A 24,832-nucleotide genomic window follows, 5' to 3' on the forward strand; every position below is an offset into this window, starting at 1 on the left:
CAGGAGCAGTAAGCCAATTTGTCGAAAGGGAGGAAAACAGCAAGTGTGGAGGACGGATACGGATGGAATGGAAGCCGGACAAAGAAGCGGGAGTCCCGATCTATATGCAAATCGCCAAAGAGCTGGAACGCCAGATTGTGCTGGGAGTGTTGTCCCCTGGTACATCTCTGCCGCCGGAAAGAGTGTTGGCACGGCGCTTTGGCGTCAATCGTGGGACTGTATCGGCAGCGTATGAAGAATTGCGGGCAAAAGGTATTTTACAATCGTGGCAAGGGAGCGGTACTTGGGTCAGTCGTGATCTGTGGGGCGTCAAACAAATGCCAAACTGGTATACCTACACGAATGGCGGGGCCTTCTTGCCAGCCTATCCACTTGCGAAACGAATTCAAGATGCATGCTTCGATTCCTCGATCATCAATCTGGCAAAGGCCGAATTAGCAACGACGATGATCCCGTCATTGATACCAACGACGCAGGAGGAAGAAAAAGAATTCAAGCTGGAGCTGGGCTACGCGCATCCAAAGGGGGAGCCGTTTCTGCGTGAGGCACTGGCTGTGCATCTTCAAGAAAACTACGGCATTCACGCTTCTCCAGACGAAATTTTGGTGACGTCAGGAGCACAGCAGGCATTGCATCTCATTACACTATGTCTGTTGAATCCTGGAGATGCAATCGCAATGGAGGGACCCTCTTATTCGTATTCCTTGCCCTTATTCAGTTCAGCTGGCCTGCGTTTATTTCGCTTGCCGATGGATGAGGACGGTATTGTACCCGAGGCTGTCTACGATTTGCAGCGCGAGCATCGCATTCGCATGGTTTTCGCGAACCCGACCTATCATAATCCAACCGGGACGATTTTAAGCGAGGCACGTCGATCTCAGCTGCTCGATATTTGTCAGGAGCTGCGCCTGCCACTTGTGGAGGACGACGCTTACGGCGCACTTACACTGGCTGGAAGGCCTAGACCGCCCAAGCCGATCAAAGCCATCGACAAGACAGGAGCTGTTCTGTATGTCGGGAGTCTTTCGAAAACGATTGCGCCAGGCTTGCGGATTGGCTGGCTGGTGGGACCTAGATCTGTCGTAGAACGATTAGCCGATGCCAAGCAGCAAATGGACTTTGGTACGAGCAGCGTCTCCCAGCAATTCGCCCGGCAATTTGTTGAGCGAGAGAGCTGGAACAATCAGCAGGAGCGAATGTCTCGTTACTTGTTGGAGCAGCAACAAGCGATGGTACGCGCTATGCACAATAATCTCTCTGATTACGCCGTATGGAATGAGCCGAGTGGCAGCTATCATATTTGGTGTCGGTTGCTTGCTCCTAGGGAGGAAAAGGAATTGCTGGATGATGCGATCAGAGAGGGCGTCGTCTTTACACCTGGCAGCGTCTATGGAGCCGAAGCGGGCTGGCTGCGACTGACCTATTCGTGGGAGTGCCCCGCGAATATCGAAGAAGGGATTCGACGCATCCAAAAAGTCCTTCAACAGAAAAAGCGATAAGAAAAGGGATTATTTCCTTATTTATGAAACTAATTTCCATCTGACTCGTATGCACTATAGAGGCAATTTTAGAAAGGGGGGACAGTCGTGGGCGTTCTTGAAACCGTCTACATGGTCTGCCTTGTACTTGGTCTAATCTACACGGTCATCTCGCTGTTGTTTGGCGATACGCTCTCAGATTGGCTGGGACATCTGCATCTGCCTTTTGCACAGCCCATTTTGTTGGTCAGCGGTATGACTGCCTTTGGGGGAGCGGGGTATTTGTTATCTCGTTACACTTCTCTCGGTGCGCTTGTCGTGTTGATGCTGGCTGCTGTCATTGGCAGCGCTTTGGCTCTTGTCTCGTACTTCCTGTGGGTAAAGCCGATGAGCCATGCGGAAAATTCCACGAGCTATTCCATGAGTCAACTAGGAGGAAAGCTGGGGGAAGTCGGGACGACGATCCCTGCAGAAGGGCTGGGAGAAGTGCTGCTGCCGATGATTAGTGGAACCACTTACCATATGGCGGCGAGTCTTGATGGCGAGATTATCCCGCAAGGAACCCGTGTCGTCGTAGTCGAGGTGCGTGACCATGTCTTGTATGTAATCCCCTTTTACACTGAATCTGGCGGAGGAGATGAGAAATGATGTTAGATCCAGGCATTTTGACGATAGTAGGTGTTGTCGTCGCAGTCTTTCTCGTTTTGGGTATTGCCTTTTGGGCCCGTTACAAAACAGTGGGTGCAGATGAAGCCATGATCGTGACGGGTAGTTATCTCGGCTCGAAAAACGTACTCAGTGACGAATCTGGACGCAAGATGAAGATCGTCCGCGGAGGCGGCGCATTTATCCTCCCTATTTTTCAACAAGCAAACTTTCTGAGTCTTCTGTCTCATAAGCTCGACGTATCGACTCCTGAGGTGTATACCGAACAGGGCGTTCCTGTCATGGCAGATGGCGTAGCGATCATCAAGGTAGGCGGCTCGATTGAAGATATCGCGACCGCATCCGAGCAATTTATGGGCAAGAGTGACGAGGCACTGCGCGGAGAAGCCCAGGAAGTACTCGAAGGCTATTTGCGGGCAATCCTCGGCAGTATGACGGTAGAGGAAATTTACAAGAACCGTGAGCGATTCGCACAAGAGGTGCAAGCTGTAGCGACAAAGGATTTGAAGAAAATGGGGCTGTCCGTTGTCAGCTTCACGATCAAGGATGTCCGGGACAAAAACGGCTATTTAGCTGCCCTTGGAATTCCGCAAATCGCTGCAGTGAAGCGCGATGCGACCATCTCACAGGCTGATGCGGACAAAGAAGCACGGATCAAGCAGGCTCAGGCAGAGGAAGAGGCACGCAAGGCAGAGCTGCTGAAGGAAACGAATATTGCCGAAGCAGAAAAGGAAAAAGAGCTGAAGGTAGCGGCGTTCAAGCAAGAGCAGGACAAAGCAAAGGCGAGCGCGGACCAAGCCTACAAGCTGCAAGAAGCTGTCGCCAAGCAGCAGGTTACGGAAGAAGAGATGAAGATCGATCTCGTCCGCAAGCAGAAGGAAATTGAGCTGGAGGAAAAAGAAATTCTTCGCCGCGAAAAGCAATATGATGCGGAAGTGAAGAAAAAGGCCGACGCCGACCGTTACTCTGTGGAACAGGCCGCAGAAGCGGAAAAAGCGAAGAAGCTGAGAGAAGCAGACGCGATCAAGTACCGTATTGAAGCGGAAGCAAAAGCAAATGCTGAGCAGAAGCGTCTGGAAGGCTTGGCGATTGCCGAGGCTGAAAAAGCACGCGGTAGCGCTGAGGCAGAAGTCACGCGCCTCAAGCTCGAAGCCGAAGCAGAAGGGAAAGAGAAGCTGGCTGAAGCATTTGAAAAATTCGGTCATGCGGCTGTACTCGATATTATTGCGAAAATGCTCCCTGAGCTGGCTGAGAAAATTGCAGAGCCAATGAAGGCGATCGACAAGGTAACGATCGTGGATGCAGGAGGCGGTCAGGGAGATGGCGTCAATCGTCTGAGCGGGAATGTTACGAAGCTGATGGCCCAGCTGCCAGAAATGCTGAAAGACGTATCCGGTTTGGATATGAACAAAATGATCTCAGACTTTATGCAAAAGGGTGGTACCGCGCCCACACAGCAACAGCCTGTACCCGTAAAAGTTCAGGTAGAGACGGATGCTATTTTGGAGGAAGAAAAGCAATAACGAAATCGATCAGAGGAGAAGTGCCCCTTTTAAGCGAGGGGCACTTTTTCGTGGGAAGAAAATCAAGGATAGTCTACCTGCTTCGCACGTCTATATCCTCTCAACAATTCGCTGACCGTTACGAATTGATATCCTCTATTTTTCAGCTCAGGCAATATTTGCTCGAGAGCTTGTAAAGTCTGTTTTCGATTGCCTCCGTAATCGTGAAATAGCACGATGTCTCCATTCCGAGCGTTGTTCAAAACCTTGTTGACGATCTTTGAAACACCGGGATCGGTCCAATCACGCGTGTCTTGATGCCAGGACCACATGATCATAAGAAAACCGGCTTGCTTGGCTGTATCGACAACGGTCTCGTCATAATATCCCCGAGAGATTTGACGATTTCCGGGTACTGGCTCACACGATTGCCAACGACAAAAAAGGTAGAAGTCGCTTGATACTGCTTCAGCAGTGCTGCGATTTGAGGTGTGTATACCTGATCAGGACCATCGTCAAAGGTAAGGGCAATTACCTTGCTCTCCGTCGGCACTTCCCAAACGATTTCTCCTCTTGTTTCGTAATACTCGCGATTTTTTCCCCGAATGGCACTGGCTGTTTCGTTGAAGGAAGGAGCAAGAATGACAGCTAGCAAAAGGGGGAAAAAGAGGATATGCTTTTTTATTCGTTCACCTCGTTGCCAGAGACTTTCGTGCTAGGTAGCAGTTCATGATGATGTGCTCACCGTTACTATGCGACAAATCTTGATGAATATCCTTTTTTGTCCTTGTGGAAAAGACACTTGTTCTTTTTGTGTGGATAAATTAAGCTAGTAACAGCATAAGACGTGAGAGTTAGATGGAGGAATCGATCATGAAGGTAGCAAAATTTGGGGGAACATCACTGGCGAATGCCGAGCAAATAAAAAAAGTATGCCAAATTGTTATGGCAGATCGGGACAGACGATTCATTGTTGTATCAGCACCTGGAAAACGGCACAAGGAAGACACGAAGGTTACTGATTTGTTAATCGCATATGCTGAGCGATTCTTGGCTGGGGAGCCTACAGAAGAAGCGAAACAAGCCATTTTCTTGCGCTATCGGGAGATCGTGGCAGGTCTCGGGCTTTCTGCTGAGATTGGTCAAGCGATCGAAGGGGAGCTCGGGGAGGTTCTCGCAAACAAGCCGGGCTTGTCCGCGGAAAGATTCATGGATGCGGTCAAAGCTGCGGGAGAGGATACGTGCGCCAAAGTTGTCGCTCATTATTTGCAGAGCTTGGGCGAGGTAGCGACCTACATCAATCCAAAGGATGCAGGAATGCTGGTTACGGATGAAGCAAGCAATGCCCATATCCTCCCCGAAGCGTATGCCAAATTGGCGACATTGCGAGAGCGAGAGGGAATCGTCATTTTTCCTGGCTTCTTCGGCTATTCGCGTGCCGGTGATCTGGTTACTTTTTCACGAGGTGGCTCGGATATTACGGGATCGATTCTGGCTGCGGCGGTTCAGGCAGAGGTCTACGAGAATTTTACCGATGTCGATTCTGTGTATGTGGTCAATCCGAACCTGATTGCCGATCCGAAAAAGGTGACAGAGATTACGTATCGAGAGATGAGGGAGCTGTCCTATTCCGGTTTTAGTGTGTTCCACGAGGAAGCGTTGATTCCCGCGTATCAAGCAGATATACCCGTATGTATCAAGAATACGAACAATCCGTCTGCGCCTGGTACGATGATTGTGGCCGAGAGAGGCTCTGCTACAAACAGAGTGTCGGGTATTGCAAGTGACGGCGGCTTTTGCAGCATTTACGTCAGCAAGTATTTGATGAACCGCGAAATTGGCTTTGGTCGTAAACTGCTGCAAATTCTGGAGGAGGAAGAGCTTTCGTACGAGCATACTCCATCTGGAATTGATAACATTTCCGTTATTTTGCGAGAGCGCGATCTCACGGAAGAAAAGGAGCAGCGGATTGTAGAGCGCATCCGCCGTGAGCTGTTCGCTGATGATGTCGCTGTTCAGCACAGTCTTGCACTCGTCATGATTGTCGGTGAGGGCATGCGTCAATCTGTGGGGACAACTGCGAGAGCTACTACTGCGTTGGCTGCTGCGAAAATCAATCTGGAAATGATCAATCAGGGGTCATCGGAAGTAAGCATGATGTTCGGGGTAAAAGCCGAAGAGGCAGATCGTGCTGTGATTGCTTTGTATCAAGAGTTTTTTGGAGGAGAAGAACCAATGGTTTCCTCATCGTCACAAGCCGCTTCTGTCAGTGTATAGTCGCGTGCTTCAAATGAGCTGCTATTTCCATCCTGTACCCATTGATAGACACGCCATTCTGGCTGTGCGGTTGCGAGTCCCACAATCCAATAGCTGAGTGTGGGATAATGCCAGCCAGCTATGTCTCGTGCAGAAGGGATTGGAGGCGTGTGGGGGTGTGTATGCAAGACCCCCAACCATTGAAGATTGTGCTTGCGGATGTGCTGCAAGGCTTGAAGAAATGTTGCCCCATCCCAAGCGAATACATGCTTTTCAGGTGAGATGGGCATCGGTACACAGGCCGTAATCGTTGCTCCACAACCTGCGAGCAAAGCAGAATACTCATAAGGAAACGCCTCTTGTGCTTCGACCAGGAGGCGTTTCGCTACTTTTTTCGTCAGGAATATTTTGTTATTCTTAATCGCAAAGGGTTCGCCCAACCAAGCGGGATTTTTCATTCGGCTTCCGTCCTTCTTCTCTATTCGGCCATGATTTGGAGGTTAGCAATCGATGACTAGGATACAAGTGGGAGTTTGCGGCTGGGGCGATCAGCATGAATTGTATGTACAAGGTGTACGCAATCGAGACAAGCTGTCCGTATATGCCAGCCACTTTCCAATTGTAGAGGTGGATAGTTCTTTTTACGCTATTTTACCACAGCGAAATTACGAATCGTGGGTGAAGGATACACCTGAACGATTTGGCTTTATCGTCAAGCCTCATCAAGGGATGACGGGACATCAACGGGGGGACGCTTCGGGAAGCAGACGGGAATTGTTTCGTCAGTTCGAAGAGAGCATTCAGCCGGTCGTGGAGGCTGGCAAGCTCAAAGCATTGCTGTTTCAGTATCCGCCGTGGTTTGATTGTACCCGAGAGCATGTCCAGTATGTGACTGCTTGCCGCCAAGCCATGCAGGCGTATCCCTTTGCGGTGGAGTTTCGCCATCAAAGCTGGTTTGAATCGCGATATTCGGAGCGAACGCTGGATTTCTTGCGCAAGATCGAAGCGACACATGTCGTATGTGATGAACCCCAAGTCGGAAAAGCCTCAGTCCCGATTGTTCCTGCCGTGACGAAGTCATCTTTGGCGTTGGTCCGCTTTCATGGGCGCAACAAAGCGGGCTGGCGTGATCCCGGAGAGGGACAAAATTGGCGGGATGTCCGTTATTTATATCGATACAGTGAGACAGAGCTTGCAGAGTGGGTTGAACACATCAGATTGCTCGAACGGGAAGCGGATGAAGTCTGCATTTTGTTCAACAATAACTCTGGAGGAGATGCAGCAGCGAATGCGAAGCAGTTTTCGGAGATGCTTGGCCTTGCGCCTACTGGTCTGAATCCTCGTCAGATGGACCTGTTCTCTACGTAGCAAGAAAGAAGGGGAGTTCATGCTTGTAGCAATTGCCATCTTGTTTGTCATCATCGGAGTCGTGGCTGGCATCATTGGCAGTATCGCGGGTCTGGGTGGTGGGATTTTTTTCGTGCCTGCTCTGCTGTATTTTGCGAACTGGTACATGCCTGGATCGATGAACCCGCAAGTAGCAGCGGCGACTTCGCTGATCGTAATCGCGGTAACCGCCCTATCTTCCTCCCTTTCTTATCTCAAGCAAAAAAAAGTAGACAAAGAGAGTGCCCTGCTCTTTTTTATCGGGAGTGCACCAGGTGCTATTGTGGGCGTATATCTTAATACATTACTAGCAGTGGAGGGCTTTTCGCTGCTGTTTGGCTTGTTTCAGCTCTGCATGTTCATCGTACTGATGGTCAAAGACAAAATCAAACCACGCAGCATCGAGTGGGAAGTCCAGCGCCACTTCGTCGACAACGAAGGAAATGAATATGTGTACGGGTATAGCAAATGGTCCGTGATTACGATTGCCTTCTTTGTCGGGATTACCTCGTCGCTATTTGGCGTCGGTGGCGGCATCCTGATGGTTCCAGCCATGATGATTTTGTTTCGCTTCCCGCCACACATCGCCACGGCTACGTCCATGGTGGTCATCTTTTTATCAGCGGTGGTTGGATCAATCACGAATATCTTCCACGACAACGTACACTGGTTGTATGCAGTGATGCTCGCGCCAGGAGCATGGGCGGGCGGAAAGCTCGGAGCGATTGCCGCCAGTAAAATGAAGGGTCGCACCATCGTGCTGTTTTTGCGTGTTCTGATATTGGGAATTGCCATACAAATGATCGGAGAAGCGATTTTTGGATAATGAGACGAGAGGGAGGGGAAAGTCGTGGCTGACACCTGTACCTTACACATTTTGCATACGAATGACTTGCACAGCCATTTTGATACGATGCCGCGAATTGCAACCTGCCTGAGCATGCACCGAGAAGAGTGGGAGGGCAGGAGCGAGCATGTGCTGACGGTCGACATTGGAGACCATATGGATCGAATGGATATCCGATCGGAGGCGAGCTTTGGGAAAACAAACGTCGAGATCATGAACAGAAGCGGGATTCAATACGCGACGATCGGAAACAATGAAGGCATCACACTCCCAAAAGACAAGCTGAATGAACTGTACACAGATGCTCGATTCACGATCATTACGGGCAATCTGTTTGAACCGACAACAAATTCTGTCCCGTCTTGGGCAGTACCATACGCCATTCATACCGTAGGCGAGCTGCGTTTGGCCATCTTGGGAATGACGATTCCCTTTGGCCCCTCCTATCAAAGTATGGGATGGGAGATCAAGGAACCGATCCCGATTCTGCGTGAGCAGATTGCGGCGCTGCGCTCGTCTGTGGATGTTGTCATTTTGCTTTCGCACCTCGGCTATCAGACAGATTGTGTGCTGGCAAATGAAATCGATGGGCTGGATATCATTTTGGGCGGACACTCTCACCGGACGCTGCCTCATGGAGAACGTTTGGGAGGCACCTTGATCACACAAGCGGGGCGATTTGGCGAGTATGTCGGCCATGTAAAGCTCGTCTGGGACCAGAAGCGTAAAGCGATTACAGATGTGCAAGCAGAGCTTTTCCAGACAGAACAGTATCAGGTAGACGAAGCATTGAGCCAGTTCATTGAGAGTGAGAAAGTATGGGCAGAGAATCGTTTGTTTCAGCCGATTGTTCAATTGGAACAAGACATGCACATCGGATGGACGGAGGAGACCCCCTATGGTTCCTTCATCGCAGCAAGTATTCGCAAATGGACGGGGGCTGAGATCGGCATGGCAAATGGAGGGCTGTTGCTTGCAGATTTGCCGCGGGGCAGCTTGTCTTTTGCCGACTTGCTGCACAGTATGCCTCACCCGATCAATGCTTGCGCGGTCACGATTACAGGTGCACAGCTCACCACTGTTCTGGAGCAAGCTATTCAACCGGAAATGGTTTATCGGGAGCTGCGTGGGTACGGTTTTCGCGGCAAAATAGAAGGCTGGATGTGTGTGGACGGATTGCACATCCGCTACAGTGAGGATGACCAACCGCAAATTATCCAGATTGAAGTCAACGGGCAACCGCTGGATCGGGAGCGTCTGTATCGAGTCGGGACGATCGACATGTTTATGTACAATCGGATTTTTCCCGATTTGCTGCTCGGCAGTGAGGTTACGTTTTTCTTGCCCGAGATGCTGCGTGAAGTACTCGCCACTACGATAAAGGACCAGCACATGCTGCAAAATGCGTTTCGTCCACGTTGGGAAAAGATATCGTCCACGTCAAAAAACCAATCGTAGAGACCGGGTTTTCGGGAATGCTATCGAAAACGGGAGGAGACGAGCGATGCGCTTCATTGATGAGGTATACAAGCTGTACAAAGGACATTTTAATGGCGATGAGGAGGACATTACAGCGATTGTCGTCGGCATTCTCGCGGAACAGTCTCGGGATGATTTGCTGGACTTGGTCAAGGAAATGGACGAGGAAGAGCTGTTTCACATGCTCGCGACATATATGATTGAAGTCATGAAACGAAAGGTTGCAATGGATGATGAACAATCCCCCACAACCGTGATGCATTAACCTCACATTTCTCTTCTGAATGTCATAGGATGGTAACGCCAACAGACAGGGGAGAAAAGGAGGGATCTTGATGGTAGAGGTAGTGCCAATCCACTTTCCAGAGGGGACGGCTATTGCTGTCACCGTTCGTTTGCCTAAGACGACGCTATTGGCTGTCACGACCGATCATGGCTACATCATGTGTGGAGCGCTGGATGTGGGGCTCTTGAACGAACGGTTAGCAGCGAGGGAAATTCTTGCTGGTCGTGCGGTAGGGGTCAAGACCATACAGGAATTGCTGGATGCGCCGCTGGAGTCCGTGACGACAACGGCGGAGAAGAAGGGGATTACGGCTGGCATGATTGGTCGGGATGCGGTCGTGAAAATGCTCTAAACAACAAATGGTTGCCTATAGAAAAAAACCTTTGTTCCATGACAAAGGTTTTTTAGTTTTCTCGGGCCTTGTTTACCAGCGGGCATTTTGTTCTTCACAGATTCCGATCTTGCTTTGCACCGCAATCGTTTTTCCATCAGGTGTTGAGAGTGTCCCGTCATATCGGCCGATTACTTGATGGAGAGTGGTCCGCACCAACGCAAAATTTTTGTGCTCGGTTCGAGCAAAGAGCGGTGTAAAGGTAAGACGTACGGCAGACGATTCTTCACTCGCAAGCGTCCACGGGAGCATCCGGTTGTCAGGATCGTAGGAAAAACAAATTTGTTCACTCAGCTTGTAGAGGACACCATCGATCATGAAGCCATTTTCCGTCATACCCGTTCCGTCCGTCCAGCCTCTGCCAAAGTTAAAGCCTGCGACCCCATCCGCGTGACGGAAAGAGCAGGTCGTCCAGTTCCAGCGCGTGTGATACGGCCAAACGCCACGACCAAAATCCAGACTGGCAAAGGCATTCTGCCGATCCAGCAAATAGGTTTTCCCGTTATAGGCAATGGTGCCGTGCACAGGTCGGGCCGTTTGCTTCGAGGTGAACTGAAATCGCTGCGCACTCCACGGAATCACGACATTTAAGGACTCGAATGGCGGATCAATCACGATTTCGAGCGAGAGAGGCTTATCGCCGGGACAAATGGCAGTCGCTTCTACACTTGTTCCACTGGCTTCTGGCTGAAAGGAGACCGAGAGCTTGCGACTCGCAAAATGGCAAGGTTCATCTACGGTGGCACCAAGCCGAATCCCTGCACCAAAAGGAACCGTAACGGCACTGTCCGCGGTCTCCCCTGTCGTCAGATCAATAAAATGGACAAAGACAATGCCAGCGTAATCCAGATTGACCATCGCAATCGACATCGCACATTCAGGCGCGGTGATAAACCAAAAATTCCATTTTTTCCGGCGAAGCCAATGTCCGCTAAATTGGCAGTCATGCAGTGGGTAGCGGGACCAGCCAATTGATTCTGGAAGCAAGCGGCCATCTTGGTCACATAATGAAAGAGGCTGCGTTAATTCTTTTTCGACAAGCGGCATACGACCATCTCCCTTGCAAACAAGGATTCTTCCAGACAAACTCGTCACCAGTGTCTTTCCTCGGTAGACATGAAAAGAAAATCTAGAAAAAATTTCATGTAGAATCAAGTCGAATCACGCTATAATAGGGATACCCTGAGGAAAGGCGAAGGAAAGGAAATGCGACTGAAATCCATTCAAAAATGCCAGCCGGGTGATAAACTGGCTCGTTCCATCTATACAGAGAATGGAACGATTCTCGTTGGGGCCGGAGTAGAACTAACCCAACGAATGATAGATCGACTCAAAAGCAAAAACGTGAACAGTCTCTACATCCAAGACAAGCGTACCGATGATATCATCGTGGAGACAGTCATTTCCGAAAATACTCGCAGACAAGCAATGTCCATGATTCATGATACATTCCGAACCGTTCATCAAGTCCCGGACAAATGGCAGCAGCTTTTTTCGGACAAGGGTTTGGGACGTAAGCTGCGAGATGTCATGCAGATCGTTGCGGATGAACTGAACAACAGTGATTCAGCCATGAATTTATTGGCAGATGCTTGCGCCTTCGACAATTACATATTCACGCACTCATTTAACGTTGCCTTGTATAGCACAGCTCTCGCCATAAATACCGGCTGTTCGGAAAAAGATGTGTTGGAGATTAGTATTGGCGGTATGCTCCACGACATCGGAAAAGTGCATATCCCAGACAACATTTTGAAAAAGCCAGGCCGTCTTACGCAAGAAGAATTTGAAATCATGAAAAGACATACGGAGATCGGTTTTGAAATGCTTCGTCGACAAGACGACATCCCGTTGCTTGCAGCCCATTGCGCTTTCCAGCATCACGAGCGCTGGGATGGCTCCGGATATCCTCGGCACCTGAAAAAAGAAGAGATTCATCCGTTTGGTCGCTTGATGGCAGTGGCTGATGTATTCGATGCCCTGACATCGCATCGGGTATACCGTCGCGGAATGCTTCCTCACGAAGCGATGGAGGTGCTCTACTCCGGTTCAGGCAAACTGTTTGACCATGTGTATGTAGAGGCTTTGCGAAATACGATTGCACTCTACCCTGTTGGTCTGACCGTCACTCTGAACAATGGGCTGTCTGGTGTCGTGGTCGACTCGAACAAAGGAATGCCGAGCCGCCCGATCGTCAGAGTTCTGGTGGATGAAGAAGGTAGGGATATCGAGCATCCTTATGAGTGTGACTTGTCCAAAATGCTGACGCTTATGATCATCGCCTGTGGTGATTTGGTATAATCAGAGCCAGTCCTTCTTTTTGAAAATAAAAAACATCGTCGTGCCGATAGCCGCCATACATCCCAGCACGATGTAGTAGCCGTAGGGTGAACGCAGCTCAGGCATCACATCAAAGTTCATCCCGTAAATGCCGGTCACAATCGTCAACGGCATAAAAATCGTCGTCAAGGCGGTAAAGACACGCATAATATCGTTGGCTCTGCCGGCAAGCGCCGCTTGATACGCTTCGCGCAAGTTTCCGATGAGGTCGCGAAACGCTTCAAAGCTCTCTACAATTTTGCTGGCATCCTCTACAATATCGCCAAAGTACTTCCGCAGATAAGGCTGAATGAGCGGGAGTTCTTTTTTATGTAGGGCGTCAATCAAATCCCGCTGGGGAACAAGCATTTTACGGGCGTACAAGATTTCACTGCGTAGCCCGATAATTTGATCCAGATGGGATTTTTTCGTGTGCATCAAAATTTGTTCTTCCAGATCTTCGAGCAGGTCTTCAATTTTTTCGGTCACATCAAAATAACGATCAACAATTTGATCTACCAAGTAGTACAGAAACGCGTCGGGGCGATTGACCTCTTTTTCCCGGATGATCGACAGCATGGTAGCGAATTCGGGGGCCTCCTGCTTCGTTACGGTGATGATGGTGCTGCTGCCCAAAAAAATATTGATTTCGCGCAAGAAGATATCATGATTGTGGAAGGTAATGCCATTGATGACCATAAAGTAATGATCATCGTAATTTTGCAGCTTGGGCCGCTGTTCTTCCTCGTCGATGCAGTCCTCAATAGCCAGATGATGCAGTCCGAACAGCGGCTGTAAAATATCCAAATCGAATGGCGCGGCATGAATCCAGTAAAACCCGTTTACAGGTGGAGTAGCAGCCTCTTCGATGTCTTCTATCTCAGTGATGATTCCGTTTTGTACCAGTCTGATCTTCATGATCGTTTCTCCTGCAAGTGGTTTCGGTTGCGGCGGGTAGACGGGGCCAGATCTGTGTGAGGATCAGTTCATAAGCAGAGCGAAGCGCTCGGCGGCTGGGCGGAGCCTGTGATGCACGCTGTTGCTTGGGAGTCGTCATGCAAGTTCGCCTCCTCGATGAAAGTCTTCACCCTATACGTATGAACGTTAACTCGTCCTTTTTCCCGCTGTGGATGACAGCGATGACTTTTCCATATATGTCATCTTTCAAGAGGAGCTGCAGCAATGCACGGCCGACGAGTCCAGTCGCTCCAAATAATACCGCACGTTCATTGCCATAGTGTTCCTCACTTTCTACGATCCCTCCCTCTTATTTTACCGTTTCGGACGGTTTGACCAAAGCCATTTTTTGCATACTACAGATAAACTGAACAGATGAAAAGGTGGATGTATCGACATGTGGACAAGCAAGAGGGCAGGTATGATTGGCTGCATCGTATGGATGTTGACAGGTGCCGGGTGGGGACAAGCAGCTTTTGCCTTGGAGGCAAGAGACGTACAGCCTCCTCCGACTGTGTTCGAGGAAATCCAGATCAAACGGCAGGATGTGACAGGCGATGGCCGGCCGGATCTCGTTACGTTGCTAGGAAAGAGATTTGCGGCAGACAGTCCTTACTTCGAACGCGTAAAAATCATGGTTCAAGACCCCGTTGCGAAAAAAACAACCTTTTTTACCACACCGTATGGCGCTTATCAGCCGGAGATGTTCTTTTGTGATTTTACCGGAGGGAGTGTGCAGCAAATTTTGCTTCAGGCGCCGACTGGGGGCAGTGCAGGGACGTCTGAGTTTTATTTGTTCGCAGACAAGGACAACAAGCCGGCGATTCTGCCTGTTCCGCAGCCCTTGACGATTTCGGGCTCCTATCAGGATCATTACAAAGTGCCATTGACGATCAAGGAGACGGGGGAGACTGTTGTTCTCGATTTGTCTGATCGCAAAAAAATCTATGAAGAAAATGGTGTCTACAAGAACGGGAAGCTGGTTTCGCCAGTAGAGGTCATGCCTAACACGTTCAGCGTGCTCAAGCCCATCGATGAGAACCGCGATGGCATCTGTGAATTAAAAGGGGAGCAGAGGGTCAGCGGTGTTGCCAACGCCGATACGATCGCGTATGTGGAGTCGTACTGGAAGTGGGACAAGACAAGCTGGAAGCTGCAACGGGCAGTCGTGAGGAAAGCGGAAATGTAGGCGTAGCTAGGCTCATACGACCGCCCATGGTCAAGGTGGGCGGTTTACACCCGTTTGTAAAGGGGTATATAATTGAAAGGATATTCCAGAGATATATGTACTCGGATAAAAGGAGTTCAGGCTATGAGCACATGTCCGTTTTCCACCTTTTTTGGTTTGAAAGGGAAAGGAAAAAGTGAATCTTTTTTTCAGGGGGTGAAGGAAAAGGGGGAAGTGCAAATTGTAGGGAAAAGCACCCTCACGAAGCAACTAGCAATGATCAACCTGACCGAAGAAGACCTGACCATTGTGAAAGCACTTCAGCCACTTATCATTCAAAATATTGACGCTATTGTCGACTATTTTTATGCCAGTATTGAGAAAGAACCGCTTTTAATGAAGATTGTCAACCAAAACAGCACGATCGAACGGTTGAAATTAACGCTGAACCGCCATATCTCCGAAATGTTTTGCGGACGCATCGACAGTGCTTACATAGAACAGCGCAGTAGAATTGCGGTTATTCATATGAGAATTGGCTTGGAACCAAAATGGTACTTGAGTGCGTTCCAAAACATACAGGTTTCCTTGATAGATCTCTTGCATAAAAACATCGCGGACAAGGACGAATTCGTACAAGCCCTCACGGTTGTCACGAAGATTCTCAACATCGAACAGCAAATTGTGCTGGAGGAATACGAAAACGAGCATGAAAAGGCGCGGCGAGCGGAACAAGACAAAAAGGACGAGCTGCGAATCCTCCTGACCAATTCTGCGCATGAGCTGGCAGCGGTCTCAGAAGAAAACAGCGCGTCTGTTGTGCAATTGACAGAACAGTCGAGAGAAGTGCTTCGTTTTGCTGAAAATGGCACGGGCTTTTCCACGAAAGCACAAGACCTGTCCCGTGAAGGCAAAGAAAAGCTGGAAAAACAACAGGAACAAATGTGCTTGATTCAGAGCAGCGTCAAGCAAATCTCGGAAGAAATGAACGCGATGGAGGAAAACGCAGAAAAGATCCAAGGCATTGTAGAGGTCGTGACGGCAATTGCTGAGCAGACGAATCTCTTGGCGTTAAATGCTGCGATTGAAGCAGCACGTGCTGGCGAACAGGGACGCGGATTTGCTGTCGTAGCCGATGAGGTACGCAAGCTGGCAGAACAGACCAAAAAGTCAGTTTTCGGTGTGCGTGAGCTGATCGAGAAGACGAACCAACAGACAGTGGTCCTCTCGTCTGTCGTTGTAGAAATTCAGGCGCTGGTCCAATCAAGCACGGCGGTAGTAAACGAGACGAATGCCTTTTTTGAAGGAATCATGAGCGCTGTCTCTGACAGTAAAGAACAGAGCTCACGAATTCAGCGTGAGCTGGAAAACTTCTTCAAAGTCATGGAGGATATGAACCAAGCGGTGGCACAGGTAGCCAGCTCTGCGGATGAGCTATCGGAAATAACAGAAAACCTGTAAAAAACAAAAATCAGTATTAAGTTGTCGGTTCAAAGGGACAATATTGGCGGCAATTACGCAATGGAGGACTGTAAACGTTTACGGAAATAACAGGACTTTGTCCATTGTTGCGAATGGCGTGAATTTCCCCAGGTTCTACAAAATAGTATTCACCCGTGCTGACATGCGTTGTTTGTGCTCGTTGTACTTCATTTTCATTATTCGTTTGGACATAAATCATATTCGTTAGCGTGCCTGAGACTACCAATTCCCATCCAAAAGAGTCACCGTGATTATGGGGGATGGATTCCTGATCTGTCGGCAGATGGATCAAGACAACCTCTACATGTGGCGTGGAGAATAATACTTTGCGTCCATAGGGTAGGTTTAGCGGCTCCGGGATGTATGGACGGAGTTGTTCCATGCAAGGAGACAGGGAAATGAGAGCGTGTCTAAGCTGGGCAGGAGTAGGCGAAACGAGGGAGCCAAATGCTTGTTCCAGACGTGCCAGATTCATAAATAACCTCCCAAACGAAAGTCATACTTCCTACACCATATGATCAAATTTCAAGAGTAGTGATAGCCTGAGCTTGTCCAAAAGGAAATTATTTACTATTATTATTGTATTGTAAATCAACAGGATTACTTGAGTTTAGGGCGCTTTTAAAGAAAAAGCGTCTTTTTTGTGCTATCGACAATCAGCTCACTAACCACCTATTATGGAGGTACGGCAACAAATGCCGTACAGGAAGATTTGGGGAAACGTCCCCCATCAAAATATTTCGAGAAACATAAGCTTTTTCTGATTTTCATTCAAGAGGAGGCATGCGCATGTCAACTGCCATAATCAGTGTACGCACCCACTAGAGGGGGGGCGTTGATTCAAACCACCTGTCATGATCGGGGAGGTTTGGATGCAGATGAATAAGAAATGGTATTTGTATGTCAATGCGTTGTCATCCTTGGGATCACGGATGAATTTGATCGCGTGTAGCGCGTTGATTTTTACATTTGAACATAGTGCTTATTGGATGACCGCTTTTTTCGTCGCAAGACAGCTAGGGGGGATGTTGTTTAGCCCCCTGGCAGGAATAATGGCTGATCGAATGGACAGAAGGCGTACCATGATCGCAAGCGACTTGGGGGCCGGTCTTGCTATTTTGGCCATCGCTATTTATCCAACGCCGTATGTTTTAATCGCAGCGGCTTTTCTCAATGGAATGCTGTATACGCTGTTTCATATTAGCTTTCAGGCATCTTTGCCACAAATTTTTGGGAGTGAGCAACTGGTTCAGGTCAATGGATTAAAGGTCAGGCTGGAGTCATTGGTAGGCATCATGGGCTTCATGCTGGGAGGATGGCTGACAGATCACTACGGTTATACGATTGTGATCACTTTGGATGCCGCCAGCTTTCTTTTCTCTGCATGGATTCTGACGAGACTTCGTTGGGAGGAGAAGGGAATCACTGCACTGGCTACGTCATCTGATGCGGGTATCAGAGGAAAAGCAGCGAGCGGCTTTCGTGTCACCCTTCGTTACTTGCGGGAAACACCTGTGCTTCTGACGATTAGCCTGTTAGCTTTTCTCGTATCGCTCAGCACGTCTGCGTATAATTACGGGTTGCCTTTTTTGGCGGATCAGTTGCGTGGCAGTGATGCTACCTTGCACGGATTGATGTGGACGGCGATGAGCGTCGGAGGCTTGATTGGCTCCTATGTGGCAGCTCGCTTGCGGGTGAAGCTGGTGAATGGGATGCTCGTCGCTTATGCTGTTTTTTCCGTGGGGATTGCAGGGGCATTCGCGGCAAACCATGCTGTGTCTGTGCTATTGCTCTTGATTTTCGCGGGTCTGTTTTCCGGCGCAGCACAGGTTTATGAGAGCACACTCTTGCAACAAGCCCAAAATGAGCTGCGCGGCAAGGTGATGGGGGTGCAGGGGCTCTTGAGTCGAAGCGGGTACTTCGCTGGTTTTCTCATCGCTCCATTCATGACGGGTGCCTTCACTTTATTTGGGATGCTGGTCTTTGCCCAATTGATGTTTGTCGCAGGGCTGATTGGATTTAGTTTGTATCTTGTTTTTTCCCCCAAAAAATAGAAATCTGGCTACTTGATACACGTAGTCTTTTTTCCACCTTCTAACCATAGGATGTACCAGTTGGGAGGTGTCGGGATTGGCCGTATTTCGACCCCGTCGGCGTTGGAGAAACCCGCTTTCACGTACGAAAGCGTTTTTGATCGCATTGGTTATCTTTTTTGTTTTGACGATACAGACACTTGTGTTTTTGCAAAATCGATTGGAGCCTACTCTCTTGATCCTGGCGACACAAAAAGCCAAGCAACTGGCGAAAGAAGCGATAACAGATGCCGTAACCAAGCGGATTTCGCAGCAAGGCGTCGACTTCAATCAGATTGTCAAAATCGAGAAGAACAACGAGGGGCAGATTCAAGCGTATCAGTTCAACTTCAAGGAATATGCGAGAATCGTGGGAGAAACAACAGCGAGAGTCCAGAACAAGCTCCAAGAGTTCGAGCAAGAAAAAGTAGACCGCACGATCCCGCTTGGTTTGGCTACGGGGAACTCCTTTTTGGCATCAATGGGGCCGAATTTGCCAGTGACTTTCGTGCCCATTGGCTCGGTTAAGACCAAGCTGGAGACAGAGCTGAAGGAAGCAGGCATCAATATGGTGCTGGCGACGGTATATATTTTTGTGGAGGTTGATCTGCGCATTGTTATCCCTTTTGCGACTGAGGAGCAGACGGTCACGACGAAAATCCCGATCACGCACTCCTTGATCATTGGCGATGTACCGACGTATTTGTACAACAACCCGGAAGGCAAGCCGGATGTGCCGCGTGCCCCTGGGGATACATCGACCAGCACTCCTTAAAGGATAACCAGGAAAAAGCGCCAGTCTGTTGCTGGTGCTTTTTTGTTTTTTCGTTAGAGACCAAGGTTTGTTAATTATTCACATTTTCTGCAATCATTTGCCGCTATGATGAAGGGTGGATGTGATACCTATGAAGAAACAAAAGAAAATCCTCTTTCTCATCTTGTTAGTGGCGGGAACTCTGCTCGATTGGTCCAGTAGTCAGCAGAAACAGGACGTCGATCCGTACACGATAGGAATTGTGATTGCCAATGAGGATAGAAAAGATAAAGTAGCGGGATTGAAGGCAGGATTGCAATCGCTAGGTCTCGGTGAAGGAGCACGTGTTCAGTATGTGCCTGTGTATTTGAATACGGTTCCGACTCTTGAAGAGGAGCGCTCCCTTGTCCAGGACTTGATTTCAAAAAAGCCTGATGTAATCGTAACGACAGGGGCGCACGAGACCTTTTTGATTCAACAGGAGACAACGACGGTTCCCATTGTTTTTATTGGTGTCGCCTCATCGGTAGAGCTGCCTCTTGTTGAGACCGAGGGAACGGTTACGTGTGGAATCAGCAATGGCCAAATGAATGTCATTGGGAAAAGATTGGAGCTGACAACTCGTTTGTTGCCCGATGCCAAGCGCATTCTGATCATTGCCGATTCTCATGCTCCTACGACAGAGCAAGCTATCGTAGAAGCAGGGTCAGCTGCTTCCTTGCTTGGCGTTCGCTTGCAGGTGAAGCAGGTTGCTTCCTCAAAAGACCTAGAACAATTGCTCAGTAGGCTCTCTCCAGGAGAATACGACGCCATGCTTCCTTTACCTAGCTATGTTCTGGAAGACGCGATCACCGATTGCTTGCCTCTTTTGATCGATAAGCAATTGTTTGTCATGGGCTCTTACCCAGAGCAGGTGAAGGCTGGCTTGTATGCCGCTTACGGCGTTTCCTTTCATGCACAAGGCATGCAGGCTGCTCATATGGTGGCTCGGGTGTTGGATGGAGTTCCTCCTACCGCTCTGTCAATCGAATGGCCCGATGACGTGCGTTTAGCTGTCAATGCCACTTCCCTGTCCAAGCTTCCGATTACCGTAACAGATCAACAGTGGTCACTGGCACAAGAATGGTATGGAGTGAAGAATAAATGAGGAGGAGCATACTACCGCGCATCAATCGACTGAAGACAAAGATGCTCCTGTTTGGGCTATGCATGTCCATCATCCCTTTTCTGATTCTCGGTTATATCAATTTGCATACCAGTAAAGAAAAGGTTCGAGAAGAGGTAGACAGAGCCAATCAGATCTACGTGGAAAATACGTTGGCGCAATTAGATATGCTTTTTTTACATACTTCCCAATCCATGCAGGTGGTTCAGCAGCGTTTTCTCAATGAGCGCCCTAGCGATGATGATGCTTATTTTTTGTTGAATACGTTATTGAAAACCTCCCCTTATATGGAGGAGGTCGCGCTTTTTAATCAGGATGGAGAGTCGGAGTATTTGCTGAATCGCTGGAAACACCAAAGGCTGGACATACCCAGGGAGCAGGACAACCAACTTCTCCCCACCATTCAGTCGGGGAAACCATACATCGGAAGCATTGTCCGATCAGCGGAAGGGAAGCTGCTGGTGACGGTCGCAATCCCTCATGTATCTGCCAAAGGTGTAAAAGGCGGCATGTACGCAAAGCTCAATGTAAAACAGTTGCTCGAACAAGTCACACTGCGAGCTCGATATGAAAATGAGGCCTATTTGTTTGTCACAGATGGGAAAAGCGGCATGTTTGCAGATCCGTTTATGCTGGGCAAGCCTTCTGATGGCTCTTTGACCTATTATGAACAAGCGGTTCCTCCCGCCTGGACACTACCAAATCGAACGGATAAGCCTGTTATCCGTACGTATCAGGCTTCCAATGGAGATAGCATGGTCAACTATGCCATGCGCTCTTCTGTCACACATTGGGTCATTATGCTGGAACAGTCGAGTCAAACGGCGTTTGCTGCCTTTTCAAAATTGGAACAATCTCTGCTCTTTACGACCTTATTCATCGCACTCATCGTTCTGGGGATTAGCATTGTGTTTTCTGTCTCGTTTAGCCGATTAATGGAAAAGATCGAATCCGCTGTGCAAAAAATCGCAGGTGGTGACTTATCCGTACGTATTCCTGTGACGACTTCAGACGAAATTGGCAGGCTAGCAGCGTCCTGCAATGAAATGGCTCAAAGTTTGGAGATGAAGACCAATCAGCTTCTCGAAGAAAAAAAACGGCTTGATCTCGTCGTCAGTGGCATGGGGATGGGGTTGATTCTCGTAGATGAATCTTTTCGCATTCGCTGGATTAACCAAACAGCGTCGGCGTGGTTCCAGGATGCGGCTAATCTCCTGGGAAAAGACTGCCATCAGACGATTGGTCAGCAATTCAGTTCATGCAGTAGTTGCATGCTCCGAACGCGACAAATGGTAAACCAAAAGCAGACCGACCTTATTTCCTCCAGAGTTGATCAGAATGGGCGTGCCCGATTTTATCGACATCAGGTTTTCCCTCTGCATCCGGAGAAAGAGTCGTCTGCTTTTCTGGAGGTCATCGAGGACATCACGGAGAAACGAGAGCTGGAAGCCGCTATCGCACAAGCAGACAAGCTCGCTGCTATTGGACTCTTGGCGTCGGGCATCGCCCATGAAATCAATAATCCATTAGGCATTCTGTCGTTGTATGGACAAGACTTGCGAGACCGTTTAGTGGACGAGGATATTCGAGATTTACAGGACACAGGAGAGCTTACCCAATACTTGGACACGATGGACAAACAAATTAACCGTTGCAAGGAAATCACGACCCGATTGCTGCATTTTTCGGGAAAATCACCAGTTACCGTAGAAAAAGTAGATATTCATCAAGTCCTATCAGACATTCTCATTCTTCTGTCCCATGAAATACGTGTCAAACAGGTAACGGTAAACCAGTCTCTGTTGGCCTCTGCTCCGTTTCTTCTCGCTACGCCTGGACAGCTTCAGCAAATCTTGCTTAATCTGTTAACCAATGCGCTGTACGCGACCCAGGAGCGAGGAAATATTGAGATAGCAACGGATTCTCCTTCGAATGATCGAATCCGTCTATGGATCAGAGATGATGGATGCGGTATACCTGCAGCAGAATTGCCACATGTTTTGGAGCCCTTTTATACAACCAAGCCTCCTGGAAAAGGGACTGGTCTCGGGTTATCGGTCTGCTACGGGATTGTGACGAATTTAGGCGGAGAAATCGAGATCGAAAGTACGCCAAACAAAGGCACGACTGTTACGGTCAACCTGCCGTTGGCAAAGGGGGAATGAACAAAAAGATGCGCGCTGACACTCGTATACTCATCGTTGATGACGAAGCAGATTTCCGCCATCTATTAACCAGTCGATTAAAGAGGAAGGGATATACCACACTGGAAGCATCTGACGGAATCAGCGCACAGCAGCTAGTAACCAGCGAAACGATTCACGTCATTTTGCTTGATTTGAAAATGCCCGGGATGGACGGTCTCTCCTTCCTGCAATGGTGCAAGGAAAGCTCTCCTGCCATTCAAATCATTGTTGTGACCGGACACGGAACAATTGAGACAGCTATCGAAGCGATGAAACGCGGCGCTTATGATTATTTGACAAAACCTTACAACCTCAATGAATTGGAGGTTTTGATTTCCAAGGCCGTCGAAAAACAGCTGTTGACCGAGGAAAACCAACAGTTGAGAGAAGCTCTATCGACAAACGGGAAAACGACGTTTCAAATCGTTGCGGAAAGCCCGAAGCTAAAAGAGGTCCTAGCAACTGCCAAGCGAGTAGCCAGTACGGATTTTCTCGTTCTCTTAAAAGGGGAAAGTGGGACAGGGAAGGATGTCATCGCGAGACTCATATATGAATGTAGTGAGAGAGCATCCGAGGCATTCGTACCGATCAATTTGGGAGCAATACCTGAAACGATGCTGGAAAGTGAACTGTTTGGGCACGAAAAGGGAGCTTTTACAGGCGCAACTGCTCAGAAAAAAGGACTGGTAGAGATTGCCCACCTGGGGACGCTCTTTTTGGATGAAGTGGGGGACTTGCCATTTCCTTTGCAGGTCAAGCTGCTCCGTTTTCTGGAAACCGGCGAATTTCGCCGAATAGGGAGCCCGATTCTGCACAAGGTGGATGTTCGTATCATTGCTGCTACCAATGCCGATCTGGAGAAGAAAGTGGAAGAAGGAACGTTTCGATCCGATCTTTATTTCCGGCTGCATGTCATGGATATAACGATTCCGCCTCTCAGCCAGAGAAGAGAGGACATTTTGCCACTGTCGGCGTTCTTTTTGAATCGGCTCAAGCGTAAGTATCCAGTCAAACCGCTTTCTGAGAACGCGCAGACAGCTCTTTTAGCTTACTCATTCCCAGGGAATGTTCGGGAGTTGGCTCATATGATCGAACGTGCTGTCGTTTTGGCAAAAGGAGAGGAAATTGACGCTAAGGATCTCTTTCCTCACGAGCAGTCAGTACCTCACAACCGGTCAGATCGGAAGCTCATTTCATCAGCAGATACTGGGGAGGAAGAGGTATTTTTACTGAAAAATGTAGAGCGAGAACATATCAAGCATGTGCTGCACGTTCTGCAATGGAACAAGACCAAGACAGCTGAGAAGCTGGGGATCAGCGTACGTAATCTGTATCGAAAAATCGAAGAGTACGAGCTGCGACCGTGACATTTTGTCGCGTACTGACCATGACATTTTGGCATGGTCTTTTCTTTTTCTTGCTGTTCGGAAGCGCCGAGTTGTTCGTTTTCCTGCTTCTATGGTTTGGCATGTCTCTTGCTACTCTCATGAAGTGAATGCACGATCAACATGGAGGAGTGAGACCTATGATCAAAAAAGAGAAGACAGGCTGGAAGAAGCTGTCCATGGTAGTAGTGGCGCTGCTGGTCTTTGCAGGCTGCGCTACACAGCCGACCGCTCAACCCACCTCAACAGCGAGTGGGGCAACCGGAGCGATCAGTCTAGATACGTACACCCCGCCTAGTTTGGACAAGGTGCCAGAAGGGCCATTGGGAGAATCGATTAAGTATGGACATAAGTTAATGAATGAAACGAGCACAGCGATCCCTGAGTACACAGGGAATAAGCTCTCCTGCTCCAGCTGTCACGGCAATGCCGGAATGGATGCGACCTCTCCTTTAACGGGTGTCACCGCAGTCTATCCTCAGTACATTCCAAGGTCTGGCAAAGTGCTTACCATTGAGGATCGCATCAATGGTTGTTTTCAACGAAGTATGAACGGAAAACCATTGCCTTACAACAGCGATGAAATGAGAGCGATGGTTGCCTATCTGACGTATATCTCAACAGATGTACCAGTAGGAATTAAAGAGCGCCCGTGGATAGAGAAAAATGATATGAAGAGCGTACCTCAACCGAATGTGGCAAATGGAGAAGCCCTCTTTCAAAAATCGTGTATACAATGCCATGCAGCTGATGGTTCAGGAACAGGCCCAAACTCTGGACCAGCTCTATGGGGGGATAACTCCTTCAATATTGGTGCAGGTATGGCCCGAATTTCCAAAGCTGCTGGCTACATTCAGCGCAACATGCCTCTAGGGGAAATGGGCGGTATCAAGCAAGGGTCGCTAACGGATCAAGAAGCAGCGGACCTAGCTGCCTATATTTTGTCCAAGCCGCGTCCAGACTTTGCCAAAAAGGCACAAGACTGGCCAGCTGGTGGTGTTCCAAAGGACGTGCCGTATGAAGTAGACAGCGCCAAGAAGAAGCAATAGGAAC

22 protein-coding genes and 1 pseudogene are annotated in these 24,832 nt (G+C 48.9%); 18 read left to right on the forward strand and 5 right to left on the reverse strand.

Going from position 1 to position 24,832, the window contains the following annotated elements:
- The first annotated feature begins 62 nt into the window (after nucleotides 1-62).
- The 3 genes from FB479_RS21210 (at nucleotide 63) to FB479_RS21220 (ending at nucleotide 3,667) form a co-directional block, all read left to right on the forward strand.
- The gene (locus FB479_RS21210; RefSeq protein ID WP_142066618.1) at nucleotides 63-1,499 is read left to right on the forward strand and encodes an aminotransferase-like domain-containing protein; all 1,437 of its coding nucleotides are present in this window, start codon (nucleotides 63-65) and stop codon (nucleotides 1,497-1,499) included.
- 87 nt (nucleotides 1,500-1,586) lie between these two features.
- Nucleotides 1,587-2,126, forward strand: a complete 540-nt coding sequence (locus FB479_RS21215; protein WP_106657588.1) for an NfeD family membrane protein — start codon at nucleotides 1,587-1,589, stop codon at nucleotides 2,124-2,126.
- Nucleotides 2,126-3,667, forward strand: a complete 1,542-nt coding sequence (locus FB479_RS21220) for a flotillin lipid rafts scaffold protein FloT (RefSeq protein ID WP_142066670.1) — start codon at nucleotides 2,126-2,128, stop codon at nucleotides 3,665-3,667. Before FB479_RS21215 ends, FB479_RS21220 begins: the two co-directional genes overlap by 1 nt.
- Before the next feature lie 62 nt (nucleotides 3,668-3,729).
- Here FB479_RS21220 and FB479_RS21225 read toward each other — a convergent pair.
- Nucleotides 3,730-4,331, reverse strand: a pseudogene (locus FB479_RS21225) (polysaccharide deacetylase family protein).
- A gap of 188 nt (nucleotides 4,332-4,519) precedes the next feature.
- Here FB479_RS21225 and FB479_RS21230 point away from each other — a divergent pair.
- Nucleotides 4,520-5,923 carry an aspartate kinase gene (locus tag FB479_RS21230; RefSeq protein ID WP_142066619.1) on the forward strand — a complete coding sequence of 468 codons (1,404 nt, stop codon included), beginning with the start codon at nucleotides 4,520-4,522 and terminating at the stop codon, nucleotides 5,921-5,923.
- Here FB479_RS21230 and FB479_RS21235 read toward each other — a convergent pair.
- Nucleotides 5,854-6,360: a M67 family metallopeptidase gene (locus FB479_RS21235; RefSeq protein ID WP_142066620.1), complete on the reverse strand. Its 507-nt coding sequence runs from the start codon at nucleotides 6,358-6,360 to the stop codon at nucleotides 5,854-5,856. The genes FB479_RS21230 and FB479_RS21235 overlap by 70 nt on opposite strands.
- A 52-nt stretch (nucleotides 6,361-6,412) precedes the next feature.
- On the opposite strand from FB479_RS21235, the gene FB479_RS21240 reads away from it, so the two are divergent.
- From FB479_RS21240 to FB479_RS21260, 5 genes are all read left to right on the forward strand, one after another.
- The gene (locus tag FB479_RS21240; protein ID WP_142066621.1) at nucleotides 6,413-7,270 is read left to right on the forward strand and encodes a DUF72 domain-containing protein; all 858 of its coding nucleotides are present in this window, start codon (nucleotides 6,413-6,415) and stop codon (nucleotides 7,268-7,270) included.
- Between the two features lie 19 nt (nucleotides 7,271-7,289).
- On the forward strand, nucleotides 7,290-8,114 hold the full coding sequence (locus FB479_RS21245; RefSeq protein WP_142066622.1) for a sulfite exporter TauE/SafE family protein: 825 nt from the start codon (nucleotides 7,290-7,292) through the stop codon (nucleotides 8,112-8,114).
- 24 nt (nucleotides 8,115-8,138) lie between these two features.
- Nucleotides 8,139-9,593: a bifunctional metallophosphatase/5'-nucleotidase gene (locus FB479_RS21250; RefSeq protein ID WP_142066623.1), complete on the forward strand. Its 1,455-nt coding sequence runs from the start codon at nucleotides 8,139-8,141 to the stop codon at nucleotides 9,591-9,593.
- A gap of 46 nt (nucleotides 9,594-9,639) precedes the next feature.
- Nucleotides 9,640-9,879 (forward strand): DUF6154 family protein, encoded by a 240-nt coding sequence (locus FB479_RS21255; protein WP_142066624.1) that lies wholly within the window; start codon nucleotides 9,640-9,642, stop codon nucleotides 9,877-9,879.
- A gap of 70 nt (nucleotides 9,880-9,949) precedes the next feature.
- Nucleotides 9,950-10,252, forward strand: a complete 303-nt coding sequence (locus FB479_RS21260; protein ID WP_047073052.1) for a YunC family protein — start codon at nucleotides 9,950-9,952, stop codon at nucleotides 10,250-10,252.
- Nucleotides 10,253-10,324: 72 nt separating this feature from the next.
- On the opposite strand, the gene FB479_RS21265 is transcribed toward FB479_RS21260, so the two are convergent.
- Entirely contained in the window at nucleotides 10,325-11,338 is a 1,014-nt protein-coding gene (locus FB479_RS21265) for a DUF2804 domain-containing protein (protein ID WP_142066625.1), read from the reverse strand.
- A gap of 159 nt (nucleotides 11,339-11,497) precedes the next feature.
- On the opposite strand from FB479_RS21265, the gene FB479_RS21270 reads away from it, so the two are divergent.
- On the forward strand, nucleotides 11,498-12,592 hold the full coding sequence (locus tag FB479_RS21270) for an HD-GYP domain-containing protein (RefSeq protein ID WP_142066626.1): 1,095 nt from the start codon (nucleotides 11,498-11,500) through the stop codon (nucleotides 12,590-12,592).
- On the opposite strand, the gene corA is transcribed toward FB479_RS21270, so the two are convergent.
- The gene (gene corA, locus FB479_RS21275; RefSeq protein ID WP_106657598.1) at nucleotides 12,593-13,528 is read right to left on the reverse strand and encodes a magnesium/cobalt transporter CorA; all 936 of its coding nucleotides are present in this window, start codon (nucleotides 13,526-13,528) and stop codon (nucleotides 12,593-12,595) included.
- Nucleotides 13,529-13,964: 436 nt separating this feature from the next.
- Between corA and FB479_RS21280 the strand changes: the two genes are divergently transcribed.
- On the forward strand, nucleotides 13,965-14,756 hold the full coding sequence (locus FB479_RS21280; RefSeq protein WP_142066627.1) for a hypothetical protein: 792 nt from the start codon (nucleotides 13,965-13,967) through the stop codon (nucleotides 14,754-14,756).
- Nucleotides 14,757-14,879: 123 nt separating this feature from the next.
- Nucleotides 14,880-16,196, forward strand: a complete 1,317-nt coding sequence (locus FB479_RS21285) for a globin-coupled sensor protein (protein WP_142066628.1) — start codon at nucleotides 14,880-14,882, stop codon at nucleotides 16,194-16,196.
- 16 nt (nucleotides 16,197-16,212) lie between these two features.
- On the opposite strand, the gene FB479_RS21290 is transcribed toward FB479_RS21285, so the two are convergent.
- Nucleotides 16,213-16,692, reverse strand: coding sequence for a cysteine dioxygenase (locus FB479_RS21290; RefSeq protein ID WP_106657601.1), 480 nt, complete (start codon nucleotides 16,690-16,692; stop codon nucleotides 16,213-16,215).
- Between the two features lie 403 nt (nucleotides 16,693-17,095).
- Between FB479_RS21290 and FB479_RS21295 the strand changes: the two genes are divergently transcribed.
- From FB479_RS21295 to FB479_RS21320, 6 genes are all read left to right on the forward strand, one after another.
- The gene (locus FB479_RS21295; RefSeq protein WP_142066629.1) at nucleotides 17,096-18,271 is read left to right on the forward strand and encodes an MFS transporter; all 1,176 of its coding nucleotides are present in this window, start codon (nucleotides 17,096-17,098) and stop codon (nucleotides 18,269-18,271) included.
- A gap of 67 nt (nucleotides 18,272-18,338) precedes the next feature.
- Nucleotides 18,339-19,064, forward strand: a complete 726-nt coding sequence (gene yunB / locus FB479_RS21300; RefSeq protein WP_142066630.1) for a sporulation protein YunB — start codon at nucleotides 18,339-18,341, stop codon at nucleotides 19,062-19,064.
- 130 nt (nucleotides 19,065-19,194) lie between these two features.
- On the forward strand, nucleotides 19,195-20,190 hold the full coding sequence (locus FB479_RS21305; RefSeq protein ID WP_142066631.1) for an ABC transporter substrate-binding protein: 996 nt from the start codon (nucleotides 19,195-19,197) through the stop codon (nucleotides 20,188-20,190).
- A complete protein-coding gene (locus FB479_RS21310; protein WP_142066632.1) occupies nucleotides 20,187-22,373 on the forward strand; it encodes an ATP-binding protein in 2,187 nt (728 codons plus the stop codon). The genes FB479_RS21305 and FB479_RS21310 overlap by 4 nt, the downstream gene beginning before the upstream one ends.
- Nucleotides 22,374-22,381: 8 nt before the next feature.
- Nucleotides 22,382-23,761: a sigma-54-dependent transcriptional regulator gene (locus FB479_RS21315; protein WP_142066671.1), complete on the forward strand. Its 1,380-nt coding sequence runs from the start codon at nucleotides 22,382-22,384 to the stop codon at nucleotides 23,759-23,761.
- A gap of 158 nt (nucleotides 23,762-23,919) precedes the next feature.
- On the forward strand, nucleotides 23,920-24,828 hold the full coding sequence (locus FB479_RS21320; RefSeq protein WP_142066633.1) for a c-type cytochrome: 909 nt from the start codon (nucleotides 23,920-23,922) through the stop codon (nucleotides 24,826-24,828).
- Nucleotides 24,829-24,832: the final 4 nt, after the last annotated feature.

The organism is Brevibacillus sp. AG162 (assembly GCF_006715575.1).
Lineage (GTDB): Bacteria > Bacillota > Bacilli > Brevibacillales > Brevibacillaceae > Brevibacillus > Brevibacillus brevis.